At 69.1% G+C, this 26,617-nt stretch carries 20 protein-coding genes; 8 read left to right on the forward strand and 12 right to left on the reverse strand.

The window, feature by feature from the left end; translation table 11 throughout:
• Nucleotides 1-18: 18 nt before the first annotated feature.
• From AWU67_RS04710 to pepN (AWU67_RS04745), 8 genes are all read right to left on the reverse strand, one after another.
• On the reverse strand, nucleotides 19-1,668 hold the full coding sequence (locus tag AWU67_RS04710) for an FAD-binding dehydrogenase (RefSeq protein WP_067226963.1): 1,650 nt from the start codon (nucleotides 1,666-1,668) through the stop codon (nucleotides 19-21).
• Nucleotides 1,669-1,730: 62 nt separating this feature from the next.
• On the reverse strand, nucleotides 1,731-4,085 hold the full coding sequence (locus AWU67_RS04715; protein ID WP_067226964.1) for an arylsulfatase: 2,355 nt from the start codon (nucleotides 4,083-4,085) through the stop codon (nucleotides 1,731-1,733).
• 141 nt (nucleotides 4,086-4,226) lie between these two features.
• Nucleotides 4,227-4,670, reverse strand: coding sequence for a globin (locus tag AWU67_RS17150; RefSeq protein ID WP_067226965.1), 444 nt, complete (start codon nucleotides 4,668-4,670; stop codon nucleotides 4,227-4,229).
• Nucleotides 4,671-5,789 carry a mechanosensitive ion channel family protein gene (locus AWU67_RS16875; protein ID WP_129586640.1) on the reverse strand — a complete coding sequence of 373 codons (1,119 nt, stop codon included), beginning with the start codon at nucleotides 5,787-5,789 and terminating at the stop codon, nucleotides 4,671-4,673.
• Nucleotides 5,790-5,931: 142 nt separating this feature from the next.
• Nucleotides 5,932-6,768 (reverse strand): ABC transporter permease subunit, encoded by an 837-nt coding sequence (locus tag AWU67_RS04730; protein WP_067226966.1) that lies wholly within the window; start codon nucleotides 6,766-6,768, stop codon nucleotides 5,932-5,934.
• Complete coding sequence (locus AWU67_RS04735; protein ID WP_067226967.1) at nucleotides 6,765-7,676, reverse strand: ABC transporter ATP-binding protein; 912 nt, start codon at nucleotides 7,674-7,676, stop codon at nucleotides 6,765-6,767. The genes AWU67_RS04730 and AWU67_RS04735 overlap by 4 nt, the downstream gene beginning before the upstream one ends.
• Before the next feature lie 572 nt (nucleotides 7,677-8,248).
• The gene (pepN, locus tag AWU67_RS04740) at nucleotides 8,249-10,834 is read right to left on the reverse strand and encodes an aminopeptidase N (protein WP_067226968.1); all 2,586 of its coding nucleotides are present in this window, start codon (nucleotides 10,832-10,834) and stop codon (nucleotides 8,249-8,251) included.
• 2 nt (nucleotides 10,835-10,836) lie between these two features.
• A complete protein-coding gene (gene pepN, locus AWU67_RS04745) occupies nucleotides 10,837-13,401 on the reverse strand; it encodes an aminopeptidase N (RefSeq protein WP_067232171.1) in 2,565 nt (854 codons plus the stop codon).
• Between the two features lie 201 nt (nucleotides 13,402-13,602).
• Here pepN (AWU67_RS04745) and AWU67_RS04750 point away from each other — a divergent pair, with 201 nt between their 5' ends.
• Nucleotides 13,603-14,055, forward strand: a complete 453-nt coding sequence (locus tag AWU67_RS04750; protein ID WP_067226969.1) for an SRPBCC family protein — start codon at nucleotides 13,603-13,605, stop codon at nucleotides 14,053-14,055.
• Nucleotides 14,056-14,065: 10 nt separating this feature from the next.
• On the opposite strand, the gene AWU67_RS04755 is transcribed toward AWU67_RS04750, so the two are convergent.
• Nucleotides 14,066-14,299 carry a hypothetical protein gene (locus AWU67_RS04755; protein WP_067226970.1) on the reverse strand — a complete coding sequence of 78 codons (234 nt, stop codon included), beginning with the start codon at nucleotides 14,297-14,299 and terminating at the stop codon, nucleotides 14,066-14,068.
• A 39-nt stretch (nucleotides 14,300-14,338) separates the two neighbouring features.
• Between AWU67_RS04755 and AWU67_RS04760 the strand changes: the two genes are divergently transcribed.
• The gene (locus AWU67_RS04760; RefSeq protein WP_067226971.1) at nucleotides 14,339-14,761 is read left to right on the forward strand and encodes an ASCH domain-containing protein; all 423 of its coding nucleotides are present in this window, start codon (nucleotides 14,339-14,341) and stop codon (nucleotides 14,759-14,761) included.
• Nucleotides 14,762-14,908: 147 nt separating this feature from the next.
• Here AWU67_RS04760 and AWU67_RS04765 read toward each other — a convergent pair whose 3' ends face one another.
• Nucleotides 14,909-16,459 carry an SDR family oxidoreductase gene (locus AWU67_RS04765; RefSeq protein WP_082716784.1) on the reverse strand — a complete coding sequence of 517 codons (1,551 nt, stop codon included), beginning with the start codon at nucleotides 16,457-16,459 and terminating at the stop codon, nucleotides 14,909-14,911.
• 39 nt (nucleotides 16,460-16,498) lie between these two features.
• Between AWU67_RS04765 and AWU67_RS04770 the strand changes: the two genes are divergently transcribed.
• From AWU67_RS04770 to AWU67_RS04795, 6 genes are all read left to right on the forward strand, one after another.
• Nucleotides 16,499-16,990: a ribose-5-phosphate isomerase gene (locus tag AWU67_RS04770; protein WP_067226972.1), complete on the forward strand. Its 492-nt coding sequence runs from the start codon at nucleotides 16,499-16,501 to the stop codon at nucleotides 16,988-16,990.
• Between the two features lie 16 nt (nucleotides 16,991-17,006).
• A complete protein-coding gene (locus AWU67_RS04775) occupies nucleotides 17,007-17,996 on the forward strand; it encodes an Fpg/Nei family DNA glycosylase (RefSeq protein ID WP_067226973.1) in 990 nt (329 codons plus the stop codon).
• Between the two features lie 230 nt (nucleotides 17,997-18,226).
• Nucleotides 18,227-19,237 carry an acid shock protein gene (locus tag AWU67_RS04780; protein ID WP_067226974.1) on the forward strand — a complete coding sequence of 337 codons (1,011 nt, stop codon included), beginning with the start codon at nucleotides 18,227-18,229 and terminating at the stop codon, nucleotides 19,235-19,237.
• Between the two features lie 46 nt (nucleotides 19,238-19,283).
• Nucleotides 19,284-19,916: an FMN-binding negative transcriptional regulator gene (locus tag AWU67_RS04785; protein WP_067226975.1), complete on the forward strand. Its 633-nt coding sequence runs from the start codon at nucleotides 19,284-19,286 to the stop codon at nucleotides 19,914-19,916.
• A 91-nt stretch (nucleotides 19,917-20,007) separates the two neighbouring features.
• Entirely contained in the window at nucleotides 20,008-21,348 is a 1,341-nt protein-coding gene (locus AWU67_RS04790; RefSeq protein ID WP_067226976.1) for a sensor histidine kinase, read from the forward strand.
• Nucleotides 21,349-21,370: 22 nt separating this feature from the next.
• Entirely contained in the window at nucleotides 21,371-22,048 is a 678-nt protein-coding gene (locus tag AWU67_RS04795; protein WP_067226977.1) for a response regulator, read from the forward strand.
• On the opposite strand, the gene AWU67_RS04800 is transcribed toward AWU67_RS04795, so the two are convergent.
• Together AWU67_RS04800 and AWU67_RS04805 are read right to left on the reverse strand one after the other, a co-directional pair.
• Complete coding sequence (locus tag AWU67_RS04800) at nucleotides 22,045-22,734, reverse strand: hypothetical protein (RefSeq protein WP_067226978.1); 690 nt, start codon at nucleotides 22,732-22,734, stop codon at nucleotides 22,045-22,047. The genes AWU67_RS04795 and AWU67_RS04800 overlap by 4 nt on opposite strands.
• A 32-nt stretch (nucleotides 22,735-22,766) precedes the next feature.
• Nucleotides 22,767-26,411 carry an SCO7613 C-terminal domain-containing membrane protein gene (locus tag AWU67_RS04805; protein ID WP_129586641.1) on the reverse strand — a complete coding sequence of 1,215 codons (3,645 nt, stop codon included), beginning with the start codon at nucleotides 26,409-26,411 and terminating at the stop codon, nucleotides 22,767-22,769.
• Nucleotides 26,412-26,617: the final 206 nt, after the last annotated feature.

Genomic DNA, 26,617 nt, shown 5'->3' on the forward strand with positions numbered 1-26,617 from the left:
GCAGCATCGCGGCGCGCCTTACAGTGCAGCGACGGCGCGCCCCGCCTGCCGGCCGCTGAACAGGCATCCGCCGAGGAAGGTGCCCTCAAGCGCACGGTAGCCGTGCATGCCGCCGCCGCCGAAGCCGCTGGCCTCGCCAACCGCGTACAGGCCTGTGATCGGCTCGCCGCCGGCATCCAGCACCTGCCCGTCGAGGTTGGTCTCGATGCCGCCGAGGCTCTTCCTGGTCAGGATGTGCAGCTTGACGGCGATCAGCGGCCCGGCCTTCGGGTCGAGCAACTTGTGCGGGCTGGCGACCCGGATCAGCTTGTCTCCGCGGTAGTTGCGCGCGCCGCGCAGGGCCACCACCTGCAGGTCCTTGCTGAAGTCGTTGTCGATCTCACGGTCGCGCGCCTCCACCTCGGCGCGCACGCCCGCCGTGTCGATGGGCGTGTCCGGGGTGAGCGCCTGCATACCGGTCAGCAGCTCGTCGAGCGTGTCAGCCACGACGAAGTCGACGCCGTTGCGCTTGAACGCCTCCACCGGGCCCGGCGCGCCGGGTGCGACACGCTTGGCCAGCAACTTCACGTCTTTGCCGGTCAGATCGGGGTTTTGTTCGCTGCCCGAGAGAGCGAACTCCTTCTCGATGATCTTCTGGGTGAGCACGAACCAGCTATGGTCGTGGCCGGTCGTGCGCAGGTGCTCCAGGGTGCCGAGCGTGTCAAAACCGGGGAACAGCGGAACGGGCAGCCGCTTGCCGCCGCCGTCGAACCAGAGCGAGGACGGCCCCGGCAAGACGCGGATGCCGTGCTGGGCCCACACCGGGTCCCAATTGGTGATGCCCTCGGTGTAGTGCCACATCCGGTCGCCGTTGATCAGCCGGGCCCCCGCGGTCTCGGCGATGCCCAGCATCCGCCCGTCGACGTGCGCGGGAACACCGCTCAGCATCTCGGCCGGAGGGGTGCCAAGCCGGGCCGGCCACGCCTTCCGCACCAGATCGTGGTTGCCACCGATGCCTCCGGAGGCGACGATCACGGCGGGGGCGCGATACTCGAACTCGCCAACGACCTCGCGGCTGCTCGCCTCGCCGCGGGCGGCGGTGCTCGGTGCGAGCACGCTGCCGCGCACGCCGGCGACGCGGCCGTCCTCGACGATCAGCTCGTCGACCTGGTGCCGGTGCTTGGCCGTGACAAGCCCCGCCTGCACGCCGTCCCGAACGCGCGCGATGAAGGGCTCCAGGATGCCGGGGCCGGTGCCCCAGGTGATGTGGAAGCGCGGCACCGAGTTGCCGTGGCCGGTCGCCGTGCCGCTACCTCGCTCTGCCCAGCCGACGACGGGGAAGAAGCGCACGCCCTTGGCGTGCAGCCAATCGCGCTTCTCGTTTGCGGCGAAATCCAGGTATGCCTCGGCCCAGCGGCGCGGCCAGGCATCCTCGTCGCGGTCGAAACCGGCGGTGCCCGCCCAGTCCTGCCGGGCGAGTTCGGCGTTGTCTTTCACGCCCATCCGGCGTTGCTCGGGGGAGTCGATGAGGAACAGGCCGCCGAAGCTCCACCAGGCTTGCCCGCCGAGGCTGGCCTCCGGCTCTTGCTCGATGATCAGCACGCGCTTCCCGGCCTCCACCAGTTCAGCGGCGGCGACCAGGCCGGAGAGGCCCGCTCCGATGACGATCGCGTCGATGCGGTTGGTCATGGTTGTGGCTCCTTCGTCACGATTTCTCACCACTGTAGCGGCGCGAACGCGACGGGGGCAGGTCACTCCCGCATCAACATCGCCTGCGCCTCGCGCTCGAGGTCGAGGTAGGGTTCGCCGCTGACGTCAACGCGCACCCGGTGCAGGGTTCCGCCGGTGAACCGCCAAGGTGCGATTCCCGGGTAGTCCTCGGTCACTGGGGCGCCGCTGTCGCGGCCCACCGTGAGCCCCTCGCCGGCGATGGAGAACTTACCTGGCTGGGTCTTGATGCGTCCCGATCCGAGCATCTTGTCTCCGCAGAACAGGCTGAGGATGCCGGTGGCGACGCCGGGGGCTTCCTCCCCGTCCTTGGCGAATGACGCGCCGATGATCAGCTGCTCGCCGACGGGCAGGTCCTCTGTGGCATCCACCCGCTGCTCGACGATCCCGACGAAGTTGTTCGCGTAGTGCAGGCGGCCGTCCTTGATGTACAGCGCGTGCCCGCCGAAGCGAGAGCCCTGGGCGAACAGCACGCCCTCCGATCCCTGGCTCAGGTCGACGAGTGCGCCGATGGAGAAGGAGCGGTTGCGGAGGTTGACGGACTGCGACTCCGGCACGTCCGCTGTCCCGGGAAAGTAGACGTAGCGTTCCCGTGCCCCGGCGAGCACAGGGCGCGGGGTCAGCATGATCTCGAGCGCCGAGCGGTCGTCGAGCGGGAACGCCTGGTTGGCGCCGGCCTCGGCAAACCACAGCGAGATGAGCTCCTGCAGCTTCGCCGGCTGCTCCTGCGCCAGGTTGTGCGTCTCGGCGCGGTCCACATCGGTGTGGTAGAGCTCCCACTCGTCGTCGCCGAAATGGCTCCAGCCGCTCAGGGTCGGGTGGGTGGTGATCGCCTTCCACCCGTCGTGCCAGATCGCCCGGGAGCCGAGCATGGAGTAGAACTGGGTTCGGCGCGTTGTCGGCGACTGAGCGGCGTCGAAGGAGTAGCGCATGCTGACCCCGTCGATCCGGCTCTGCTCATGGCCCTTGATGTGGCTCGGGGCCTCGACGCCGAGAACATCGAGCACCGTCGGGACGATGTCGATCGCGTGGTGGTACTGCTCCCGCAGCTCGCCGCGGGCGCTCATGCCGGAGGGCCAGGAGATGATGCACGGGTCGCAGATCCCTCCGTTGTACTCGTAGCGCTTCCACATCTTGAACGGGGTGTTGAAGGCCATCGCCCAGCCGTTCGGGTAGTGGTTGTAGGTGCGCACGCCGCCGAGCTCGTCCAGCATGGCGAGGTTGTCGGAGATGTCGTCGACCAGTCCGTTCGCGAACTTCATCTCGTTCACCGATCCGTTCGGGCCGCCCTCGCCGCTCGCGCCGTTGTCGGAGACGACGATCACGAGCGTGTTCTCCCGCTCGTCGATCGACTCCAGATAGTCGATCACCCGGCCGATCTGGTGATCGGCGTGCGAGAGGAAACCGGCGTAGACCTCGGCCATGCGACTGAACAGTCGCTTCTCGTCCGCGCTCAAGGAATCCCACGGGCGAGTGTCGTCCATCACCGGGAACGGGATGCCGGTGCCGCTCTGCCGCGTGGTGGAGGTGCCGAGGGGGTTGACCGGGGGGAGCTCGGTGTCCGCCGGCACGATCCCGAGTGACTTCTGGCGGGCCAGCGTCTCGGCGCGCATCGCCTCGTACCCGGCGTCGAAGCGGCCGGCGTATCGGTCGGCCCATTCCTTGGGCGCGTGATGCGGGGCGTGGGCCGCCCCGGGGGCGTAGTAGAGGAAGAACGGCTTGTCCGGGGCGATCGCCTTGGCGTCCCGGATGAACTCGAGCGCCTTGTCGGTGATGTCCTCGGAGAAGTGGTAGCCCTCCTCGGGGAGCCGCGGCTGATCCGTCGGGTGGTTGTCGTAGACGATGTCCGGGTACCACTGGTTCGTCTCGGCGCCGAGGAAGCCGTAGAAGCGCTCGAAGCCGCGCCCGCTCGGCCAGTTCCGCCTGGTCGACGCGACATTCATCTCGTCGTCGGGGCAGAGGTGCCACTTGCCCACGATGTAGGTGTTCCAGCCCGCCTCGCCGAGGATCTCGGAGAGCATCCCGTTCGCCGGCGGGATCGTGCCGCTCGCGTTGGGGAAGCCGATCGCCGCCTCGGTGATGCACGCCATGCTGTTGTTGGTGTGGTTGCGCCCGGTGAGCAGGCACGACCGGGTCGGCGAGCAGAGCGCGGTGGTGTGCCACTGGGTGTAGCGCACCCCGTCGGCGGCGACCCGCTCGATGTTCGGGGTGTCGATCGGGCCGCCATAGGCGGACATCGCCGAGTAGCCGACATCGTCGAGCACAATGTAGACGACATTGGGTGAGCCGGGGGGAGCCTTCACGGGCTCGAACGGGGTCCAGTCGGGCTCTGAGTCCCGGATGTCGATGCCAACTGTTCCACGGAATTGTGCGGCCACGGTGCCACTCCTGCCAGCTCGGGTCGTCCGGCTCGCTCGGCATGTGGGGCGGTCGAACGGGGTGTGCACAAAACACATGCCGCCGCTCAAACTACGCCGTGGCGTACGTCACCGCAATGGGGGACAAGACGCCGGCGGCGGTCACTCCTCGAAGGTGTTCACCAGCGAGTGGGCCGCCCGCTGCAGGTAGTCCCAGAGGGTTGCCTCATGCAGAGGAGAGAGGTCCAGGGTGTCGAGGGCGGCGCGCATGTGGGCGAGCCAGCGGTCCCTGGCATCCGGGTTCACTTTGAACGCCACGTGCCGCATGCGCAGGCGTGGGTGGCCGCGCCTCTCGCTGTAAGTGCCCGGCCCGCCCCAGTACTGCTCGAGGAACTGGGTCAGCCGCTCGGTGGCCGGACCGAGGTCGGCCTCCGGGTACATCGGCTTCAGCACCGGGTCGTCGGCGACGCCCTTGTAGAACTCGGTGACGAGCTTCTCAAATGTCGCGCGGCCGCCGACCTGCTCATAGAAGCTGGTCGTGGTCTCTTCGCTGGTCTCGGTGCCCGGCTCGGAGGCGGTCGCGGGTGGGGTCTGCTGCTCGGTCATTCAGGCATCCGATTTCGGGGTCTTGGGCGTGCCGGGCGTCGAGCCCGGGAAACTGGTGGGGGGTGTGACGGGGGGAGTGCTCTGGGCCTTGCGCGGCCGCGGCGCCTTCGGAGCGTGCGGCGCGAGATTCTCGACCACCTTCACCGGGCGGGTGCGCGGCGGGTGGGCGCCCTTCACACTGGCAGCGCTGTCAAACCCGGTGAGCACGATCGAGTTGAGCGCGGGGAGCTTGATGCCAGCCGCATCCAGCGCCTTCTTCAGGCGGCTGCGCAGCTCGCGGGAGACGTCATCCTTGGCCACGGTGCGCGTCTTGGCCACCAGGCGGATGACGAGGGCGTCGGCCGAGATCGACTCCAGCCCCCACACCTCTGGCTTCTCCAGCATGCGGGAGCGCCAGCGGCTGCTGGTGGCCATCTCGGTCGCGGTGGTCATCAGGAGTTCCTCGACGGCCTCGACGTCGGTGTCATAGGGCACGGCGAGGTCGATGATGACGCGCGCCCAGCCCTGCGACATGTTGCCGACGCGCAGGATCTCTCCGTTGCGCACGAACCACAGCGTGCCGTTGACGTCGCGGATCTGCGTGATGCGGATACCGACGGCCTCGACCACACCGGTCGTCGGGCCGACGTCGACGACATCGCCGACGCCGAGTTGGTCCTCCATCACCATGAACAGGCCGTTCAGGGCGTCCTTGACGATGTTCTGTGCGCCGAAACCGAGTCCGGCACCGACGGCGGCGGTGAGCAGTGCGAAGGAGCCGAGAACCGTCGAGTCGATCTGGTTGATGATCAGCAGCACCGTGACCGTGAAGATGGTGACGTTGACGATGTTGGTGAGCACCGAGCCGAGCGTTCGGGTGCGTTGCACGAGGCGCACGGCAGCCAGTGGGGATGCCGCGGCTATCGCCTGGGTGTCATCGACGTTCTGCGTCTTCTTGACGCCGGAGACGATCTGGCGCACGACCCGCTGAATGGCGAAGTGCAGCACCCACCGGATGACGAACGCCAGAACGACGATGATGACGATGTTGACGAGCTTCGACAGGAAATTATCTGAAGCGCCCAGAAACGTGCTGATCGCTGCAAAGAAGCCGAAGAAGGCAGCCCAGAACTCTTCCATAATCTCCGAGTCTATCGATCGGCTCTTCGCAGGAGCTGGGCGGCACGCCCTTCTGGCGGCTCAGCCCGCTCAACGGAGTTCGCCCCCGACTACCGAAGCCTGGTAGTCGAGGGCGAAGTGGTGCTACACCGTGGACGGGGCGCTACGCGTCGCGTCGTTTCAGCGAGATGGCCGCTCCGATGAGCGAGACGGTCACCCACGCCAGCACGATGAGCAGGTTCAGGGGCACCGACGTGATCTCGCTCGAGAACGAGCTCTGGCCGAACGAGGCCATGCCAGCCGACATCAGTGCGTAGGGCAGCAAGTCGTGCGCCCACTCGGTTGGAATCATCTGCAACACCATCGGGAGCAGCAGCAGCAGCCCAAGGATGGTGGCGATGCCGCCGGCGCTGTTGCGCAGGATCGCCCCGATGCCGAGGCCGACAAGCGAGACGAGCGCCAGGTAGAGTGCGGCGCCGAGGAGCGGCAGTATCACGTCGACATCGGTGAGGCTGGCGCTGACGCCCTGGCCGCCGAGCACAGCAGAGGAGACGAGGAACGCGCCGACCGTGCTGAGTGCGCCGACGACGAAGGTCGAGACCAGCAGCACGAGGCCCTTCGCGGCGAGGGCCGGGAGGCGGCGCGGGACCGCCGTCAGCGTGGAACGGATCATGCCGGTGGAGTACTCGCCGCTGATGACGAGCACGCCCAGCACGGCGACGACGAGTTGGCCGAAGACGACGCCGAAGGTGGCGCACATCAGCAGCAACCCACGCTGTTCGGCGGCCGAGCCGGTGCCGCCCTCCGCGACCATGCCGGACAAGCTGCTGGACATCAGGAAGGCCATGCCGAGCGCGATCGCGAACACGATCAGGTACGACCACACGGTGGAGCGGAGGCTGCGCAGCTTGATCCACTCCGAGCGGATGACGCCGCCGAAGCTCAACCGGCTGCCCGTCTGCTGGCGTGCTGCGGTCGGGGTGAGTGCGGTGGTGCTCATCGCGTGGCCTCCGTGCGGTATTCGACGGCATCCTGGGTCAGGGCCATGTAGGCCTCCTCCAGCGATGCGTTCTGCGGGGTGAGTTCGTGCAGCACGAGGGAATGGGCTGCCGCGAGCTCACCGATTCGCTGGGCGGCGAGGCCGGTGACCTGGAGCAGGCCGTTCTCGGAGCGGAGCACCGCAACATCCGGGGCCACCAACAGCTCGGCGAGCTGGCTTGCGTGCGGGGAGCGCACGGTCACACTGGCGAGCGACGCCCCGGCGACGATGTCGGCGACGGGTGCGTCGGCAATGATCTGGCCGCGGCCGAGCACGATGATGTGGTCGGCGGTCTGCGCCATCTCGCTCATCAGGTGCGAGGAGAGGAAGATCGTGCGGCCCTCGGCGGCGAGGCTGCGCACCAGCTGGCGCACCCAGAGCACGCCCTCCGGGTCAAGCCCGTTGACCGGCTCGTCGAGAATGAGGGTGGCCGGGTCGCCGAGCAGTGCGGCGGCGATGCCGAGGCGCTGGCCCATGCCGAGCGAGAAACCGCCGACGCGCTTCTTGGCGACGGACTGCAGGCCGGTCAGGTCGATGACCTCTTGCACGCGCTTGGCGCCGATGCCGTGGGTGGCGGCCATGGCGAGAAGGTGGTTCTGCGCGGTGCGGCCCGTGTGCACGGCCTTGGCGTCGAGCAGGGCGCCGACCTCGCGCAGCGGGGCTGAGTGCGCGGCGTACGGCTTGCCGTTGACGGCCACGCGGCCGGCGCTCGGCCGGTCGAGGCCCACGATCATGCGCATGGTGGTGGACTTGCCCGCACCGTTCGGGCCGAGGAATCCGGTGACCTGCCCGGGGCGCACGGTGAAGGAGATGTCGTTGACGGCCGTCTTGGCGCCGTAGCGCTTGGAGAGCCCTTCTGCTGTGATCATGCCTCAAAACTACGGTGTGGCGGCTGCCGCGCGCATCGATCCAAGGAATGGTGCTGTGTACTCCCGGGGGATGACATCGGGCGGCGTTGGCTTCGGTCGCTGGCGCTCCCTCGAGCCAACGTGAGGGAGAAGACAGGTGCCGCGCCGCTCTGCACGTCGGCTGGAGGGTGCCGCGCCGCGACGAAGGAGCAGCGCAGCACCCGAAGCCCCGGAGCCCACCCGATCGGGCAGCTCCGACGTGCTCCGCCCGGGTGGCTTCGGTCGCTGGCGCTCCCTCGAGCCAACGTGAGGGAGAAGACCGGTGCCGCGCTGCTCTGCACGTCGGCTGGGGGTGCCGCGCCGCGACGAAGGAGCAGCGCAGCACCCGAAGCCCCGGAGCCCACCCGATCGGGCAGCTCCGACGTGCTCCGCCCGGGTGGCTTCGGTCGCTGGCGCTCCCTCGAGCCAACGTGAGGGAGGCTAGGCAGGCTCTTCCGTTGATCGAGTAGGCCCGCTAGGGCCGTATCGAGATCTCGCAACGAGCTCTCGATACGCGCCGCAGGCGGCGCTACTCGATCAACGGGGAGGCGGTGCTAGCGGCGGTCGCGCTCCTGGGCGGCGAGGGCGCGCTCCACCCGGGAGAGCTCCTCCACCACGATGCGGCGGAGCGCCGGCGGGCCGTCGTTGGCGGCCAGCCAGGCCCGGGAGGCCTCGGCCAGCTCGGCGCTGGCCAGCGGCGCCGGGTACAGCCCGCGGATGATCGCCGCAGCCATGTTGTAGCTGCGGCTCGACCACACCTGCTGCAGCATCGCGAAGTACGGCTCCAGCTGCGGCGCGAGCAGATCGCTCGGCCGTGCCCGACGCCAGCCCAGCGCATGCGCGCGCACGTAGTCGTTCGACAGGCTGGTGTCGGTGGCGGCTGCCGTCCACGCGGCGAGCTTGCCGGCGGCATTCGGCATCGCGGCCTTCGCCGTGAGTGCCGACTGCCGACCCTTGGCCGTGTCGTCGGTGGCCAGCACCTCGTCGATGCTCTCCACGGATGCCAGCCCGGCCGCCGCGAGCGAGATCACGATCTCCCAGCGCAGCTCGGTGTCGATGCTCAGCCCGGCCAACAGAGCCTCGCCCGCGAGCAGTTCGACGAGCACATCCAGCTGCCCCGGCGCCGAAGCGATGGCGATGAAGCTCCGCAGCAGCTGCAATTGGGCATCCGAGCCGGCGTCGGCCGACTGGGTGAGCGCCCAGAGGGCGTCGCCCGCCTCAACGGCCGTCTCCGCCCGGAACTCCGGGGCCACGTACTGGCCGAGCACCAGCTCGAGCAGGCGCAGCGACAGCGCGCGCTGGGCCGACTGGGTCTCCGCAGCGATGTTGCCGAGCACCAGCCGCACGAAGTCGCGCGGGCTCGCCTCGGCGTCCCTGGTGGCGTCCCAGATGGCGCCCCAGATCACGGCGCGAGCCAGTGGGTCGCTGATCCTCGCCAAACGCTCGATCGCGACGGTGTGCGAGGCGTCGTCCAGACGGATCTTGGCGTAGGCGAGGTCGTCGTCGTTCAGCAGCACGAGCGCTGGCCGGGGGAGCCCGACCAGCTCGGCCACCTCGGTGCGCTCCCCATCCACGTCCAACTCGACGCGGTGGGTGCGCACGAGCGCGCCGTCGACATCGTTGTAGAAGCCGATAGCCAGGCGGTGTGGCCGGATCGTTGGCTGCTCTGATGCCGCAGACTGCAGCACAGCAAAGCCCGTGATGGTGCCGTCATCCGTCGTCTGGATCTCGGGTCGCAGCGTGTTCACACCGGCCGTCTCCAGCCAGAGCTTCGACCATTCGGTGAGCTCGCGGCCGCTGGTGACCTCAAGTTCGTCGAGCAGGTCGCGCAGCGTGGCATTGCCGCCGGCGTGCTTCTGGAGGTAGGCGGAGATGCCGGCGTAGAAGGCGTCCAGGCCGACCCAGGCCACGAGCTGCTTGATCACGGAGGCGCCCTTCGAGTAGGTGATGCCGTCGAAGTTCACCTCCACGTCTTCGAGGTCGTTGATCGTCGCGACGATCGGGTGGGTGGACGGCAGCTGGTCCTGTTCGTAGGCGTGCGTCTTCTCGGTGGAGGCGAATGTCGCCCAGGAGTCGGCGTACTCGGTGGCGCTGGCCGCGGCGATCGTGGACGTCCAGGTGGCGAAGGACTCGTTCAGCCAGAGGTCGTTCCACCACTTCATGGTGACCAGGTTGCCGAACCACATGTGGCTGAGCTCGTGCAGCACGACGAGCGCACGCTGCTCCTTGCGGGCATCCGGCACCTTGGAGCGGAACAGGTAGCCCTCGTTGAACGTGACGGCGCCGACGTTCTCCATGGCGCCCCAGTTGTACTCGGGCACGAAGATCTGGTCGTACTTCTCGTACGGGAAGCCGACGCCGTAGCTGGCCTCGTAGTAGGCGAGCCCCTGCCGGGTCTTCTCGAACATCACCTCGGGTTCGACGTAGTCGGCGAGGGATGCCCGGGCGAACAGCCCGAGCGGAATGGTGCGTCCGTCGGCCGTCGTCGCCTCGCTGTGCCACTCGCTGTATGGGCCGGCGATGAGCGCGGCGATGTACGTCGAGATGTGCGGGCTGGGCGGGAAGACCCATCGGGCCGCCCCGCCTTCCCCGCTGATTGAGCCTGCGCCGTCCTGAGCCTGTCGAAGGGTCGAAAGCTCGGGCTCGGGAGTCGTCGAGTTGCTGATCACGTGCCAGTCGGCGGGTGCGATGACGGTGAACTGGTAGCTCGCCTTCAAGTCCGGCTGGTCGAAGCAGGCGAACACTCGGTTCGCCTCGGCCACCGCGAACTCGGTGTACAGGTAGGGCTTGCCGTCGACCGGATCGCTGAAGCGGTGCAGGCCTTCGCCGGTATTCGTATACGCGGAATCTGCTTCAATGTGAAGCTCATTCACGGTTTCGAGGTTGTCCAAGCGGATGCGGAGGCCGTCGCTGACGGCGGCCGGGTTCAGCGCGACGCCGTTCAGCGTCACGCTGTGTACCGCCCGGGTGTTGGCCTCGATGAAGGTCGACGAGCCGGCCACGGCGCCGAAGCGCACCGTGGTCGTGCTGCCGAACAGCTCCTCGCCGCGGGTCAGGTCGACGACGATCTCATAGCTCGGGCCGGTGACGACGGATGAGCGTTGCTCGGCCTCCGCGCGGGTGAGGTTGGACTCGGCCACGGTCAGACCGCCGCCGTGTCGGATGCCGCGGCGTCGACGGCCTGCGCCGCCAGCGCCCGCTCGACGCCGGCCAGGTTCTCGCCGACGAGGCGGCGGAGAGCCGGAACGTCCGGGTTGGCGGCCAGCCAGGCGCGGGTGGCATCCGCCAGCTCGGTGCTCGCGAGCGGCGCCGGGTAGAAGTCAACGACCAGGGTCTCGGCGATGGCGTAGGAACGGTTCTGCCAGAGCTCTGAGATCGCCGCGAAGTACGGCGCGACGAGGTCGTTCAGCGTGGCCGGGTCGTTCGTGTGCACGACGCCGATGCCGGTGTGGCGCACGATCATGTTCGGCGCGGAGTCACTCTCGACGAGGGCGTTGAACGCGGCGAGCTTGGCCGTCGCTGTCGGCACGGTGGCGTGGGCGCGGGCCGCGGCCTGCGCTCCGTTGGCGGTGTTGTCGGCGGCCAGGGCTGCGTCGATCTCGTCGGCACCCGCTGCGCCGTTCAGGACCAGGCCTTCCAGCAGCTCCCAGCCGAGGTCGGTGTCGATCTCGAGCTCGGCCAGCGTGATGCTGCCGTCCTGCAGTGCGGCGAGGGTCGCGACGTGTGCGGGGGTGGAGGCGAGGCTGGCGAAGGCCTTGACCAGCTGGAACTGCAGGTCGCTGCCGGCCGCCGCGCCCTGGGCGAGGCTCCAGAGCGTGTCACCGACGTTCTGCAGCGTTGCCGCGCGCCGGGCGGGCGCCACGTACTGCTTGGTGGCGAGCGCCAGCTGGCCGAGCACAGTGCGCACGGTGGTCGACTCGGTCTCGGCGGCGATGTTGCCGAGCACGAGGCGCACGAAGTCGCTCGCCGGGCTCTCGCCGTCGCGGGTGGCATCCCATACCGAACCCCAGACCAGCGAACGGGCCAGACCGCTCTCGAATGCGGAGAGGTGGGCCAGGGCGACCGCGTGCGAGGCCGGGTCGAGGCGGATCTTCGCGTAGGCGAGGTCGTCGTCGTTCAGCAGAACGAGGTCGGGGCGGTTCAGGCCGACGAGCTCGGCGACCTCGGTGCGCTCCCCGGCGACGTCGAGCTCGACGCGGTGGCTGCGCTTCAGAACGCCGTCGACGAGGTTGTAGAAGCCGATAGCGAGGCGGTGCGGCCGGATGGTGGGGTAGTCGTCTGCCGCGGACTGCAGCACGGCGAAGCCGGTGATGGTGCCGTCATCCGTGGTCTGGATCTCGGGGCGCAGTGTGTTGACGCCGGCCGTCTCGAGCCACAGCTTCGACCACTCTGAGAGGTCGCGGCCGCTGGCCGTCTCCAGCTCGCTGAGCAGGTCGACCAGCTCGGTGTTGCCCCAGGCGTTCTTCTTGAAGTACGCGGCGACACCGGTGAAGAAGGCGTCGATGCCGACCCAGGCGACGAGCTGCTTGAGCACGGAGCCACCCTTGGCGTAGGTGATGCCGTCGAAGTTGACGAGCACGTCCTCGAGGTCGTTGATGGTGGCGACGATCGGGTGGGTGGATGGCAGCTGGTCTTGGCGGTACGCCCAGCTCTTCTCCATCACGGCGAAGGTGGTCCAGGCCTCTGTCCACTCGGTGGCCTCGGCGGTGGCGATGGTCGACGCCCACTCGGCGAAGGACTCATTCAGCCAGAGGTCGTTCCACCACTTCATGGTGACGAGGTCGCCGAACCACATGTGGGCCAGCTCGTGCAGGATCGTGACGACCCGGCGCTCCTTGATGGCGTCGGTCACCTTGGAACGGAACACGTAGCTCTCGGTGAAGGTCACCGCTCCGGCGTTCTCCATGGCGCCCGCGTTGAACTCGGGCACGAACATCTGGTCGTACTTCTCGAAGGGGTAGGCGAAGTCGAACTTCTCCTCGAAGTAGGCGAAGCCCTGGCGGGTCTTCTCGAAGATGTAGTCGGCGTCGAGGAACTCGGCCAGCGAGGCGCGGCTGAACACGCCGAGCGGGATGACGCGGCCGTCGCGGCTGGTCAGCTCGGAGCGCACGACGCTGTACGGGCCGGCGACGAGGGCGGTGATGTAGCTGGAGATGCGCGGGGTGGGCGCGAAGGCCCACGTCGCCGCTCCGTTGCCGGCATCCGTCGGCTCAGGCGTCGTGGAGTTACTGATCAGCTGCCAGGCGGCCGGGGCGGTCACCGTGAAGCGGAAGCTCGCCTTCAGGTCGGGCTGCTCGAACACGGCGAACATGCGACGCGAGTCCGGTACCTCGAACTGGGTGTACAGGTAGACCTCGCCGTCGACGGGGTCGACGAAGCGGTGCAGGCCCTCTCCGGTGTTCGTGTAGATCGCGTCGGCGACGACGGTCAGCACGTTCTCCTCGGCCAGGTTGTCGAGCTGGATCCGGATGCCGTCGCTCACCGTCGCCGGGTCGAGCTCGACGCCGTTGAGGGTGACAGAGTGCACCGTGCGGGTGATGGCGTCGATGAACGTGGAGGCCCCGGCACTCGCGCTGAACGCGACGGTGGTCTCACTGCGGAACAGCTCAGGCCCGGTGGTGAGATCGAGGGTGACGTCATAGCTCTCGACGCGAACCAGCGCTGCGCGCTCCTGGGCTTCGACGCGGGTCAGGTTTTCTCCGGGCAACGGTGCCTCCTGTGGCATATCGGTTGAGGCATTCACGTCTGTGAGACGTCAACGGCTCGAATGTTGTGGATCGTGTCCAGCAAACAAGCCTAGTAGCGGGGCGCGGTCGGTGTCTTGACGCTGGCCGGTGCTCGGCGCACACTGAGGGTGAACGACCGTTCGGCCGCTCATTCCCACAGCATCCAACGCAAGGGAAGAGTCATGCCAACCATCGAGGAAAGCGTCTTCATCGCCCGCCCGCCGCAGGAAGTCTTCGACTTCGTCGCCACACCCGCCAACAACACGGTCTGGGACTCGTCCATCGTCGCGTCTGAGCAAGAGGGCGACGGCCCCCTGGCGGTGGGCACCCGCACCCGGGGCGCCAGCAAGATCATGGGGCGACATTTCGAGTGGACAACCGAGGTGACTGCGTTCGAACCGCCCACTGAGTTCTCGCTGCACTCGGTAGAGGGCCGGATGAAGTTCGTCGTCACGAGCACGTTCGCGCCCGCCGACGGAGGTACCCGGTTCACGTATCGGATCGATGCGGAGTCCGGCCTGGGCGGAGTCTTCGGCAAGATGGCCGACCCGCTCATCCAGCGGGCGCAGGCGCGCACGGTGCGGGCGAATCTGGAATCCCTGGCCGAGCTCCTCGTCGAGCACCCGGCCGGGTGAGCGCGCGTCCCTAGCGGGCAAGCGGCCGCCGACGCGGCGGCGCGGGCGGCACCTCCTTGGCGGCGACGACGGCGGCCAGCGGCACCGTCTTCAGCCCGTCCCTGGTCTCGATCACGCACTCCTCCGCGGTACGCGAGCGGAGGAATCCGAGCGCGTCGGTCAGCTTGCCGCCCTCGATGTTCCGGCGCACCACGACGCGCGTGCCGAGCGGAGCGGTCGTCAAGAAGTGCACCGGGTCAGCCATGCTGCCACTCTACGTTGAGGTCATCGGTAGGCTGACCGCATGAGCTTCCCCACCGTCGACGGCCTCCGCACCATGGAACTCGGTCACCCCGGATCCTCCCGCACGTTCCTCAACGACTGCGTGCTGAACGGCACGAAGCGGGCGACCGCCGGTCTTCTGAGCGAGTACGTCGACGAGGGCGAACCGTGGGAGCACGTCGGCGAGCGCATGGTGCTGGTGGATGACGACACGCAGCCGCTCGGCACGATCGAGATCACCCGCGTCGAGGAGACCACGTTCGCCGAGGTGACGTGGGAGTTCGCCGCGGCCGAGGGGGAGGGCTACGCCGACCTCGCCGAGTGGCGCTCGACGCACGTCGAGTTCTGGGCACGCAGCGGCGACACCGTCACCGACGACACCCCCGTGCTCTGCATCTACTTCGACCTGATCTCCCGTGGAGGCGTGCTTCACCCCGCCGGTTAGCGACCGCAGCCACGGCTCATCACCCCTCCCGTAGGCTCGAGGGAGCGCTAGCGACCGAAGCCAAGGCTCCGCGGCTTCGGGCGCTGCGCTGCTCCTTCGTCGCGGCGCGGCGCCCTCGAGCCGACGGGCAGCCCCGACAGACGGCGGCTACCAGCCGGAGGGCTTGTAGTCCTTCAGGAAGACGCCGAACAGCTCCTCGCCGGCCTCACCACGCACGATCGGGTCGTAGACGCGGGCGGCGCCGTCGACCAGATCGAGCGGGGCGTGGAAGCCCTCCTCGGCCAGGCGCACCTTCGTCGGGTGCGGGCGCTCGTCGGTGATCCAACCGGTGTCGACGCTGGTCATGTAGATGCCGTCCTCGGTCATCTCACGCGCACTGGTGCGGGTGAGCATGTTGACGGCGGCCTTGGCCATGTTCGTGTGCGGGTGGCCGGGGCCCTTGTAGCCGCGGTCGAAGACGCCCTCCATCGCCGAGACGTTCACGACGTAGCTGCGTCCAGATGGCGCTGCCGCCATCGATGCGCGCAGCCGGCTGACCAGCAGGAAGGGCGCGGTCGTGTTGCAGAGCTGCACTTCGAGCATCTCCAGCGGGTCGACGTCCTGCACCTTGTCGGTCCAGCTGTTCTCGTGGTGCAGGTCGGGCAGCAGCCCGCCGGCGTCGATCGCGGTGCCGGCGGCGAGACGTTCCAGCGAGCTGGAGCCCGGAGCCAGTGCCAGCGCGGTGAGGTCGTCGGCGGTCAGCGCGCCGGCCCCGGCCGCGGCGGCCAGGATCGGGTGGCTGGCCACGGATGCCGCCAGCGCCAGCGGGTGCTGGTCGCTGGTGTGCCCGAAGCTGACGATCTCGGGCAGCTCGCCCTCCGGCAGCGGCGAGCTCTCCGCCTCGACGATCGCCGAGTAGGCGCCGGGGGAGCGGCGCACCGTCTGGGTGGCGTTGTTGATCAGGATGTCGAGCGGCCCCTGGGCGGCGACGTCATCCGCGAGGGCGACGACCTGGGCGGGGTCACGCAGGTCGATGCCGACCACGCGCAGGTTGTGCAGCCAGTCGGCCGAGTCCGGCATCGCGGCGAAGCGGCGCACGGCGTCTTTCGGGAAGCGCGTCGTGATGGTGGTGTGCGCTCCGTCGCGCAGCAGGCGCAAAGCGATGTACATGCCGATCTTCGCGCGACCGCCGGTGAGCAGTGCGCGCCTGCCGGTGAGGTCGGTGCGGGCGGTGCGCTTGGCGTGGTTGAGCAGCGCGCAGTTCGGGCAGAGCTGGTGGTAGAACGCGTCGACCAGGGTGTAGCGCTGCTTGCAGATGTAGCAGGCCCGGGCCACGAGTAGCTCGCCGGCGATCGGGGCGTCGGTGGCGCTGGAGAGCTCGTGCCCCTGCGTCTCGTCGTCGATGCGGCTGGGAGCGCCGGTCGCGGTGGCCGCGATGACGGCCTTGTCGGCGTCCTGGATGCGGGCCCGCTTGATGGCCCGGCGCGAGACCTTGACCGACTTGAACATCTTCGCTGTCGCGTGCCGCACGGTCAGGAAGTCCGGGTCCTCCTCGTCGACGTCGCTGAGGGTGGCCAGAACGCGCAGGGCGATCGCCAGCTCGTCGGGGTCGATACGGACGCTCGGCGCCTCAATCTCGTCAGACGCGTCAACAGTGTCGACGTCGTCGACAGCGTCGGTCGGGACAGGCTCGTGCTCAGAAGATGGTGCGGAGGGCATCCGTGAATTCTACGGCGTGAAGCTGAATAGACTGCTCTCATGCGCATCCACATCGCCACGGACCACGCCGGACTTGACTTCAGCACGCACCTGATCACCCATTTGACCGCTGCGGGCCACGAGGTCATCGACCACGGCCCGACGAGCTATGACGCCCTGGATGACTACCCCGCCTTCTGCATCAACGCGGCCCTCGCGGTCGCCCACGACCAGGCCCAGGGCATCGAGGCCCTCGGCGTGGTGTTCGGCGGTTCCGGCAACGGCGAGCAGATCGCCGCCAACAAGGTGACCGGCATCCGCGCCGCCCTGGTTTGGAACCTCAGCACCGCCCAGCTGGCCCGTGAGCACAACGACGCCAACGTGATCTCGATCGGTGCGCGCCAGCACACCATCGAAGACGCGACGAGCTTCATCGACGCGTTCATCGCCGAGCCGTTCCCCGGTGAGGAGCGCCACGTGCGCCGCATCAGTCAGCTCGCGGAGTACGAGCGGACCGGCGACATCGCGGGCAAGAACGTCGACCAGTACTAGGGCGCAGGAATAGAGCATGCCTGAGGGCCATTCCGTCCATCGCATCACGCGCCAATTCGCCCGCAACTTCGTCGGGCACCGGGTTGCCGTCTCGAGCCCGCAGGGGCGCTTCGCCGAGGGCGCGAGCATGATCGACGGCCACGTGATGACGGATGCCAAGGCCGTCGGCAAGCAGATGTACCTCGAGTTCGACAACGGGCTTTGGCTGCGCGTGCACCTCGGCATCTACGGCGCGTGGGATTTCGCCGGCGAGATCCAGATGGATGCCACCATCGCCTCCGCCAACGGCCGGATGGGCCAGACCAACCAAACGGGCACCATCCTGGATGGCGCGATCCATGACCGCGACGGTGAGAACTCGCTGCACTCCATCGGCGCCCCGCGCCGCACCCGCGTGCGCATGGCCGAGACCGAAAAGGAGAGCGACGCTCTGCTCAGCTTCCCGCCGGAGCCGATCGGCCAGGTGCGCGTGCGCCTGCTCACCGACACTGTCTGCGCCGACCTCCGCGGGCCGACCGCCTGCGAGGTGCTCGACCCGGCCCAGGTCGACGCGCTCATCGCCAAGCTCGGCCCCGACCCGCTGCTGGATGACAGCCAGGCCGCCGAAGATCGCTTCACCGCCGTCGTGCGCAAGAAGCCGACACCGATCGGCCTGCTGCTGATGGACCAGAACGTCATCGCCGGCATCGGTAACGTCTACCGGGCCGAGATGCTGTTCCGCGCCGGACTCAACCCGCACACCCCGGGCAAGCTGGTGCCGGACGACACGGTGCGCGCCCTCTGGCGCGACTGGGCGCACCTGCTCAAGATCGGTGTCGAGACCGGCCAGATGATGACGATGGACAACCTCGAAGGCGAGGACTACGTCAACGCGATGGCCAACCGGGCCGACCGGCATTGGGTGTACAAGCGCGAGGGCCTGCCCTGCCGGATCTGCGGCACGCACATCACCCTGGAGGACTTCGGGGCACGCAAGCTGTACTGGTGCCCCAGCTGCCAGTCCTAAAGTGAGAGATTTTCACAGCCTTTTCGCTGAATTCCCGGTCAGGCGGATTAAGGGCGCGCGCTACGCGAATTGCCACGACTTTGTGACGACTCTCTCAGATTGCGGCACGTAGTGTCGCCGAGTCGTCGCGCCCCCAAACGAGGGGCCATTGGCGACTCAACCTGAGAGGAAGAGTTGTGATTCGCAACGTGCAGAAATGGCTTCGTCGCCACCCGAGAACGACGGGGACTGTGAGCGCCGCCGTGCTCACCCTCGTCGTCGCAACAACGGTGGGTGTCGGCGCGGCATCCGCCGAGGCAGAGACCCGCACCACCGCCGCGCGCGCGCACGCCACCGACAGCAACCGCGGCCATTCAGCGCAGAAGTCCGAGAAGTGGCAGGCGCTGCAGCTGCAGGCCGAGAAGAAGCAGGCAGAGAAGAAGCAAGCGGCGAAGAAGCGGGCTGAGAAGAAGCAGGCCGACAAGCAGAACGCCGCGAAGAAGCCGACCTCGACTCCGACGCCGCCGGCCGAGGCAGCACCGGCGCCCACGACGCCTCCGGCCGTCGCGACCACACCGCCCGCCGCCGCTGGCGGCTCCGGTGCCAGCAGCTACCCGCTGCACACTGGAATCGTCGCGACGACCTTCTGGGTCGGCGAGATCTTCGACGCGAACGCCGAGGACGGCAGCCAGATGCTCTCCACCTACGACGCCAACTGGTTCGCCAACTACGGCGGCTGCGACGGCGTGACCACGAAGGGCACCTGTTCCACCGAGAAGCGCGTCGCCGGCAACGGGTTCTTCCCCACGTCGATGACGCCCAAGCAGAACCCGTTCTACCTGGACCTGCCCTACGACGACGTGAACGACAAGACCGGGTTCGCGAACCGCGGTTCGGTCATCCCGTGGGCGAACCAGGCGGCATACGCAGGCAAGGCGGGCGACGCCTCGGTCAGCCTGATGAAGAACCGCTGGGTCAAGCTGATGAAGGACGGCCAGACCTGCTACGGACAGATCGCGGACGCCGGCCCCGGCGAGTACCACGACTCGGCGTACGTCTTCGGCTCCAACGATGCCCGTCCGGCCAACGCACGCTACGGCGGCGCCGGCATGGACGTCTCTCCCGCGCTCAACGGTTGCCTCGGCTTCGCTGAGCTGGACGGTGACGCCGACGTGGTCGACTGGCAGTTCGTCGAGGCCGCCGATGTTCCCGCCGGCCCGTGGCTGACGGTGTCGTCGAGCGACAACCGGGTCATCAACTAACACCCGGTTGCAGGGCTGTCGGCCCGCCGGGTGAGATGCTGGAGCCATGCGCCAGAATCCGAGCTTCGTCCTTGCCAGCGATGACGCTGTCAAACGGTTGATCCGTGAGAACCCGTGGGTGACCATGGTCAGCCACACGGATGCCGGCGAGCTCGTGGCTTCGCACTACCCGGTGGTCCTCGACGAGGCTGAGGAGGGCATCGTCCTCCTCAGCCACGTCGGTCGGCCCGACGAGCTGCTGCACGAGCTCGGCCGGCACGAGCTGCTGGTGATCGTGCAGGGCCCGCACGGCTACATCTCGCCCAGCTGGTATGACGCCAAACCGGCCGTGCCCACGTGGAACTTCGTGGTCGCCCACCTGCACGGCACCCCCGAGATCCTGGGCGACGCCGAGAACCTCGCAGTGCTCGACCGGCTCGTCGACCACTTCGAGGAACGGATGCCGGAACCTCGCCGCATGAACGGCACAGAGGCGAACGCGGCCTACGCCGCCCGCATCGTCTCCGGCACCGTCGGCTTCCGCATGCGCGTGACCCGCTACACGGGCAAGAACAAGATGAGTCAGAACCGCCCGGCCGAGACCGTTGAGCGCATCATCCACGAGCTGGAGCACGGCGAGCACTACGCAAGCCCGGAGCTCGCCCGTGAGATGCGCCGCAGCCGCGGCGAGACGGTGTGACCCGGTCGAATCCGGCGGTGGGGATAACCCCCGCACGCTTCCGGTTGCCAGCAGGATGGGTGCGCCGGCATCCGATCGGAAGAATTGAGCCATGACCACCACCAGCACCGCGCCCAAACGAGACCATTACGGCAAGCTCTGGCTCGGCGTCCCCCGGGAGCTGGGCTTCCTGCTGCCGAACCTGCTGATCGCCATTGTCAGCATCACCGTGCTCTCCACCATCTTCTTCACCGGTGTCGGCATGATCGCGATCTTCGTCGGCCTGTTCATCGTGGTCGCCGCCCTGTACGCGGCGCGTGGCTTCGGCACGCTGGAACTGGTGCGGTTGCAGTGGGCCGGCCGGCCCACGATCGCCCGCCCGCGCTGGGAGAAGCCGGAAGAAGGGTCCGGCTTCTGGCGGGCGACGCTCGGACCGCTCATCGACGGGCACTACTGGCTGTACCTGCTGCACGGCATGATCGTCGCACCCATCATCGGCATCCTCAGCTGGACGATCACGATCGTCTGGCTCTCGATCGGGCTGGGCGGCGTCACCGAATGGATCTGGGACGCCTCATTCACTGACTCACAAGACTCTCTCCTGCTGCACCGAGTGATCCTCGACTGGGCATTTCCAGGCAACGACTGGGTGATCGACCCCACGCTCGGTGAGAACCTGCTCCTCGCCGTGGTCGGCATGCTGTTCCTGGCGACTCTGCCGCTGGTGACCCGCGGCCTCACGCTGCTGCACAACGGCATCGCCCGCGGCATGCTCTCCGCCTGGCGCTCCGAGGCGCTCAGCCGCGAAGTGGCCTCGCTCAGCGCGTCCCGCGGCGCGGCAATCATGGCGGAGGACCAATCGCTGCGCCGGCTGGAGCGCGACATTCACGACGGCCCACAGCAGCGCCTGGTGCGGCTGCAGATGGACCTGGCCAGTGCAGAGCGCAAGCTGGACGCCGACCCGGATGCCGCCAAAGTGATGCTTGCCGAGGCCCGCAGCCAGGCGCACGACACGCTCGAGGAGCTGCGCGCCCTCTCCCGCGGCTTCGCGCCGCCCATCCTGCAGGACCGCGGTCTGATCGCCGGCCTCGAGTCGTTGGCCGCCCGCAGCACGATCCCCGTCGCCTTCGAGCTGGGGCTGAACCCCGATATCCGGCTGGCGCCGGAAATCGAGCGCAGCGTCTACTTCGTTGCCTCCGAACTACTCACCAACGCCGCCAAGCACTCCGGGGCCACCTCGATCCGGCTGCACGTCGCCACCCGCGCGACCGACGGCCAGGACTGGCTGGACCTCTGGGTGATCGACAACGGGCGCGGGGGAGCGGCGAAGCAGGCAGGCCACGGCCTGGCCGGGCTCGAGGACCGACTGAACGGTCTGCGCGGCGTGCTGTCGATCAACAGTCCGGCCGGCGGGCCGACCGCGATCGGCGCGCACATCCCGCTGCCGCGTTGATCCGGACTGTTAATCTGGACGGGTGACTCCCACCTCAGATGCTCCGGCATCCGCCCCTGCCCTGCGCCTCGTGCTCGCCGAGGACTCCCTGCTGCTGCGCGAGGGCCTCGTCCGGCTCTTCGACGAGGCCGGCTACGACACAGTTGCCGCATACGGCGACGCCGAGTCGCTGCTGGCGGAGGTGGACGAGGTGCGGCCAGACCTCGCGGTGCTCGACGTGCGGATGCCGCCCACCTTCCGTGACGAGGGGGTGCGCGCGGCCATCGAGCTGCGCCGCCGCCGCCCCGGCATCGGAATTCTGCTGCTCAGCCAGTACGTCGAGGGCAGCTATGCGCACGAGCTGCTCTCCAGCGGATCCGGCGGCATGGGCTACCTGTTGAAAGACAGGGTCGCTTCCCTCGACGAGCTGCAGGATGCCGTGGCCCGAGTCAGTGCCGGCGGCACCGTGCTCGACCCGCAGGTGGTGCGCGAGCTGCTCGCCCGTCGGGCCGACCCGCTCGACGCGTTGACCCCGCGTGAGCGGGAGGTGCTGGAGCTGATGGCAGAGGGGCGCACCAACGCGGGCATCGCGGAGCGCCTGTTCATCGGCGTCGGCGCCGTGGAGAAGAACGTCACCTCGATCTTCGCCAAACTCCAGCTCGACGACTCCGGTTCGGACCACCGCAGGGTGCTGGCCGTTCTCGCGTTCCTGCAGCGCTAGCCCGCGGCATCCGGGCTCGGCGACACCGAGTCGAACTCGCGCCAGATTGAGAAGTAGCGGTGCCCGGCGAGCCAGACGGCGGCGGTGAGGTAGCCGAGCCCCAACCCGAAGCCGAGCGTGTACAGCGCCCACGCCGGGGCGCCGAGGAGGCCGCCGAGGGCCGCGGCGAACAGCCCGGTGAGGGCCGCGCACACCGCGGAGATGAAGATCATGCTGCTGCCCACCACCTGGCTGAAGTCGCCGCGGTGCCCGAGCCAGTAGTAGGTCCGCTGAGATCCGAGCTGGTCGTCGTGGCTGGAGGCCATCAGGTACGGCGCGATCCCCGGGTCGAGCGCGAGGTAGGCGGCGCGCAGCCGGTTCATGGCGAGCACATACATGAGGTCTTCGTGGCCGACGTTGGAGACGCGCACATTGGTCAGCGTGCCGATGACGCAGAGCACGCCGAGGATCACGACGGCGAACAGGCGGAAGTCGGCGTTGAACGAGCTGGCCTGGCCGACCAACGCGATGCTGAGCAGGCTGGCCGAGGTGAGCGTCAAGAAGATGCTGATGCGGGTGAGCACCTCGCTCTGCGTCGTGCTGCGCGAGGCGAGCAGGCTCCAGTGCTCGGTCGCCAGCAGCTGCGCGCGAACCGGGGCCGATGCGGCCGGGAGTCCCTCTGGCGGCAGGGCCGCCCGTTCAGGCATGCTGCCATTGTCCTCCGACCACGGCCCGCCCGCTAGCGCAGGGCGCCGATCATCGCCCCCGCCGCCTTCACGTTCTGCACCCGCTGCTCATAGCGGGCGGCGATGGCGATGAGCAGCACGCCGCCGGCGCCGAACCACAGCCACCACAGCGTCGGGTTGTACAGCGCCGACAGCCACGGCCAGAGCTGGGCGAAGCCGTGCACCAGCAGCACGATCGCGGCCAACACGAACGGGGCCTGCAAACGGCCGAACAGCCCGACCAGAAGCACGGCGAGTGCCACGAGGCCGAGGCCGACCACCCGCCAGAGCGGGGCGTCTACATAGTCGGCCAGCAGCGAGGGCACCAGCAGCAAGGCGAGGCCGCCGCCGAGGGCCGGCCAGCTGCGCGTGCCCGGGCTGCGGGCCAGACGGATGCCGCCGCTGGCCAGCCAGGCGGCAGCGAGTGGCACGGTCAGCCACTCGAACGGGACGGCGTCGTCGTCGGCCGCGGCCAGAGGGGCGAGCAGCACCTGCGGCGTGAGGAACACCACTGCGGCGAGGGCGGCCAAGCAGAGGGCGAGCGGCGCCAACCACGAGGCCAGTGCCGGGCTGCGCCGCCAGACGAGCAGCACGTGGACCGCTCCGAGCGTCGCCACCACGGCGACCGCCCGCACGGCGGCGGCGCCGCCGGCCTCGGGGCTGGCCGCGATGGCCGCGCACTCGAGCAGGGCGGCGCCGGTCAGTGCGACCGCGACGAGCGCCGTGCCCAGTCGACGGGTGTGGCCGCCGTCGGCGAGGGCGGCGGCGACCAGGACGCCGGCTCCGACGGCGACCCAGAACTCGAACAGAGCGGAGGCGGTGCCGGGTGCGCCGGGAATGGTCTGGAGGGCGCGTGCCCCGGCGGCCAGCGCGACCGCGAGGCCGCTGGCCCCAATCACCGCCAGACGCAGAGGGGTGCCCGGCAGGGGCTTGCCGGCGATCTGCCCGGACCAGATGGCGGCGCCGATCACGGTGATGCCGGCGATCGAGAGGGTGAGGATCGGGCGCAGCAGGCTGCCCTCCGCCCCGGCCAGAGCCGACGGCAGCAGGCCGAGTAGCAGCCCGGCCGCGGTGATTCCCGCGACGGCGATCCCGTCGGAGGTCGTCCAGGCGCCGAAGCGCGCCAGCAGTGCGGCGATCAGCAGCAGGGCGGCCGCCAGCGGCAGCGTGTAGGGCTCGGGGGCGGTGATGCCGGCATCCGACAGCTCCAGCCACAGCGCCGTGGTGGCGAGCGCCAGCGCGATCCAGCCGAGCTGGTGTCGCAGGGTGCGGGCGTTGAACAGGCCGGAGGAGTCGATGGCCGCCAGGAGCACGCCGACCGCGGCGACGAGCAACGCCAGCCAGGTCGCGGGTGCCTCGAGGTAGAGGCCGGCGGAGATGACGCCGGTGAGCAGGACTGCGCCCGACCCGAGATCCGCGAAGATCCGATCCGCGAAGATCCGATCCGTGCTGGCGGGGCGCGTGCCGGGCGGGGCGGCGACCACGCCGGACGGGCGGGCCAGTGCGAGCGCCAGTGCGAGCGCCAGCGCGAGCATGCCGAGGATCGTGGGCCAGGCGTCGTACACGTCGATGTCGACCGGTGTTCCTTCCGACCGCACCACGTCGAGGGCGAACAAGCCGCCCACCCAGAGCAGCGGCGTCAACGCGACGAGTGCGACCCGGCGCGTGACCCGGAGCACGAGGTTGGCGCGCAGCCCGAACAGTGCCAGGCAGGCCGCCACGGCCAGGAGTGCGGCGACGGTGGCCAGGATCGGGGCGGCGCGCGCCGGGTCATCGGTGGGCCCATCGACCAGGGCGACGGCGAAGAATGCGGTCGCGGATGTGAGCGCCCAGACCCGGTCGCGTGGCCCGGCGAAGAGGCCCAGCGGCAGGCTGAAGACGAGCAGGAGCGTGGCGGAGGCGAGGGCAAGGGGCGCGGCCGTCCCGACCATCCCTGTCCAGGCGGAGGGGTCCGCCATGATGATCGCCGTGGGGATGACGGATGTCGTGCCGAGGGCGAACGACACGGCGGCGGCCAAGAGGATCGGGCGCTGCAGTGCGAATCCGGAGCGGATCTGCCGGCTGCCGAGCAGCAGCCCGATGATGATGGCGGAGGCGGTGAGCCACAGCCACAGCAAGTCGAAGGCGAGCAGGTAGCCGGCGACGGCGTTGACCACGAGGGTGACGCGGGCAAGCGTGTGCAGCCGGGGGAGCCCGGCGACCCGCTCGCGCAGTGCCGCAACCGTCAGGGCGCAGAGCGCACCCACCGCGATCGCCAGGTAGGCGAGCGAGGCGACCGCGGGCCACGGGACGATCGCCGCGCCTCCCATCGCGGCCGCCACGAGGAGCGCTCCGGCCAGGGCTGCGCGCTGTCGGGCCACCCCGGATACCAACCACACGGCGACCGCCAGGGCTGCGCCGCCCGCGATGAGCACGGCGGACTGCACGACCGCGTCATCCGGGGCCACAGGCTGGGCGGGGATCCATGCCCGAAACCCGCGGGCCAGCGCGGAACGCTCGACGAAGGTCGCGGCCAGGGTCCAGACGGCGAAAAGCAACACCGCGCCCGTCGGCACGGCGGCGCCGATGAGAGCGCCGCCCAGGATGCGCCACCGGTCAAGGTCGGACGTCAGGGTGCGCAGCAGCTCCAACGCCAGGACGAGTGCGATGCTGGCCAACGCGGGCCAGAGCACCCAGTTCGACGCGGTGCTGGCACGCACGCCCATCATCACGGGGATGGCCGCGGCGCTCAATCCGGCCGCGGCGCCGAACCCGATGGCGACCGCACGGTCGAGGCTGCCCGCCCGGCGGCCGTGCAGCACGGCCTGCACAGTGAAGATGGCGGCGGGGGCGCCGAGACTCCAGAGCGGACCGGCCACCTGCTCCGGCGCGATGAACAGCCCGAGCACGATTGCGAGGAACGCGGCCGGTGCCGCGGGGAGGAGCACGAGGCAGCGTTCAACGGTGAGCGGCTGTGGCGGCGTCATTCGGCGCCCGAGACGTGGCGTGAGCAGCTGGATCAGGCTGGCGGTGACCACGACGACGCAGACCAGCCAGGCGTGCGTGAACCCGCCCGTGGTCTGCCCGAACGGCGCATCCACTGCCCAGGTCAAGAGGCCCGCGCCGACCGGCACGGCGGTGAAGCCGGCGACACTGCCTGCGCGCATGCCGGTGAACCGGAACCAGGCGAGCAGGAGCGGCGCGCTGGCCAGGATTGCGATCGCCCAATACTGGTTCGGGTCGGCGTCGCCGGCGCCGAACAGCCCCATCGCCTGCACCGCCCAGAGGTCGAGATAGACGAGCAACACCGCGAGTGCGCCGACGCCCTGCGCCGTTGAGTGCAGCTTGAAACGGGCCAGCAGAGAGGCGGCGCCGAAGGTCAGCAGTGTGAGCAGGGCGACAACGACGGCGCGAAAGGTCAACCCGGCGACGAACCAGGCGACGATGACGAAGAAGACGAGCGCCACCGCGACGAGGGAGACGCCGACGATGAGAAGGAGCATCTGCACGCTGGAACGGCCGCCGCGTGGGTCCGGCACCGCGGCGGGTGTCGGTCGTGACGTGGGAGGCGGGATCGACGCGGCGGGCGCAGGCTGGCTCGGGGTCGGGGTCGGAGCCGGGGCCGTGGTTGTGGTGTGGGCGGCTGCAGCGAGGCGCCCGTGGTGTGCTTCTGCGCGCATGAGGCGGATGATCTCGGATCGCCGTTCCAGGTGTTTCGCGGCGTGCAGCGACGATTGCAGCAGGTCGGTGGCCCTGGCGCTGCGCAGATCCAGGTGGCAGTGGGAACACTCGGGGCTAGACAGCGGCGAGAAGCAGGCCGGGCACACCTGCCTGTCGCGGAGGTCCGCGAGATTCCGCGGCCAGCTCGGCCCCGCTGCGCCCGTTG

Source organism: Microterricola viridarii (assembly GCF_001542775.1).
In the GTDB taxonomy this organism is placed as follows: domain Bacteria; phylum Actinomycetota; class Actinomycetes; order Actinomycetales; family Microbacteriaceae; genus Microterricola; species Microterricola viridarii_A.

Bases quoted from the DNA above. Each gene is read 5' to 3' on its own strand.
- AWU67_RS17150 (WP_067226965.1), bottom strand. From the start codon at position 4,670: ATGACCGAGCAGCAGACCCCACCCGCGACCGCCTCCGAGCCGGGCACC.
- AWU67_RS04730 (WP_067226966.1), bottom strand. From the start codon at position 6,768: ATGAGCACCACCGCACTCACCCCGACCGCAGCACGCCAGCAGACGGGC.
- AWU67_RS04790 (WP_067226976.1), top strand. From the start codon at position 20,008: ATGACCACCACCAGCACCGCGCCCAAACGAGACCATTACGGCAAGCTC.
- AWU67_RS04775 (WP_067226973.1), top strand. From the start codon at position 17,007: ATGCCTGAGGGCCATTCCGTCCATCGCATCACGCGCCAATTCGCCCGC.
- AWU67_RS04755 (WP_067226970.1), bottom strand. From the start codon at position 14,299: ATGGCTGACCCGGTGCACTTCTTGACGACCGCTCCGCTCGGCACGCGC.
- AWU67_RS04800 (WP_067226978.1), bottom strand. From the start codon at position 22,734: ATGCCTGAACGGGCGGCCCTGCCGCCAGAGGGACTCCCGGCCGCATCG.
- AWU67_RS16875 (WP_129586640.1), bottom strand. From the start codon at position 5,789: ATGGAAGAGTTCTGGGCTGCCTTCTTCGGCTTCTTTGCAGCGATCAGC.
- AWU67_RS04750 (WP_067226969.1), top strand. From the start codon at position 13,603: ATGCCAACCATCGAGGAAAGCGTCTTCATCGCCCGCCCGCCGCAGGAA.
- AWU67_RS04765 (WP_082716784.1), bottom strand. From the start codon at position 16,459: ATGCCCTCCGCACCATCTTCTGAGCACGAGCCTGTCCCGACCGACGCT.
- AWU67_RS04785 (WP_067226975.1), top strand. From the start codon at position 19,284: ATGCGCCAGAATCCGAGCTTCGTCCTTGCCAGCGATGACGCTGTCAAA.
- AWU67_RS04760 (WP_067226971.1), top strand. From the start codon at position 14,339: ATGAGCTTCCCCACCGTCGACGGCCTCCGCACCATGGAACTCGGTCAC.
- AWU67_RS04710 (WP_067226963.1), bottom strand. From the start codon at position 1,668: ATGACCAACCGCATCGACGCGATCGTCATCGGAGCGGGCCTCTCCGGC.
- AWU67_RS04770 (WP_067226972.1), top strand. From the start codon at position 16,499: ATGCGCATCCACATCGCCACGGACCACGCCGGACTTGACTTCAGCACG.
- AWU67_RS04805 (WP_129586641.1), bottom strand. From the start codon at position 26,411: ATGCGCGCAGAAGCACACCACGGGCGCCTCGCTGCAGCCGCCCACACC.
- AWU67_RS04735 (WP_067226967.1), bottom strand. From the start codon at position 7,676: ATGATCACAGCAGAAGGGCTCTCCAAGCGCTACGGCGCCAAGACGGCC.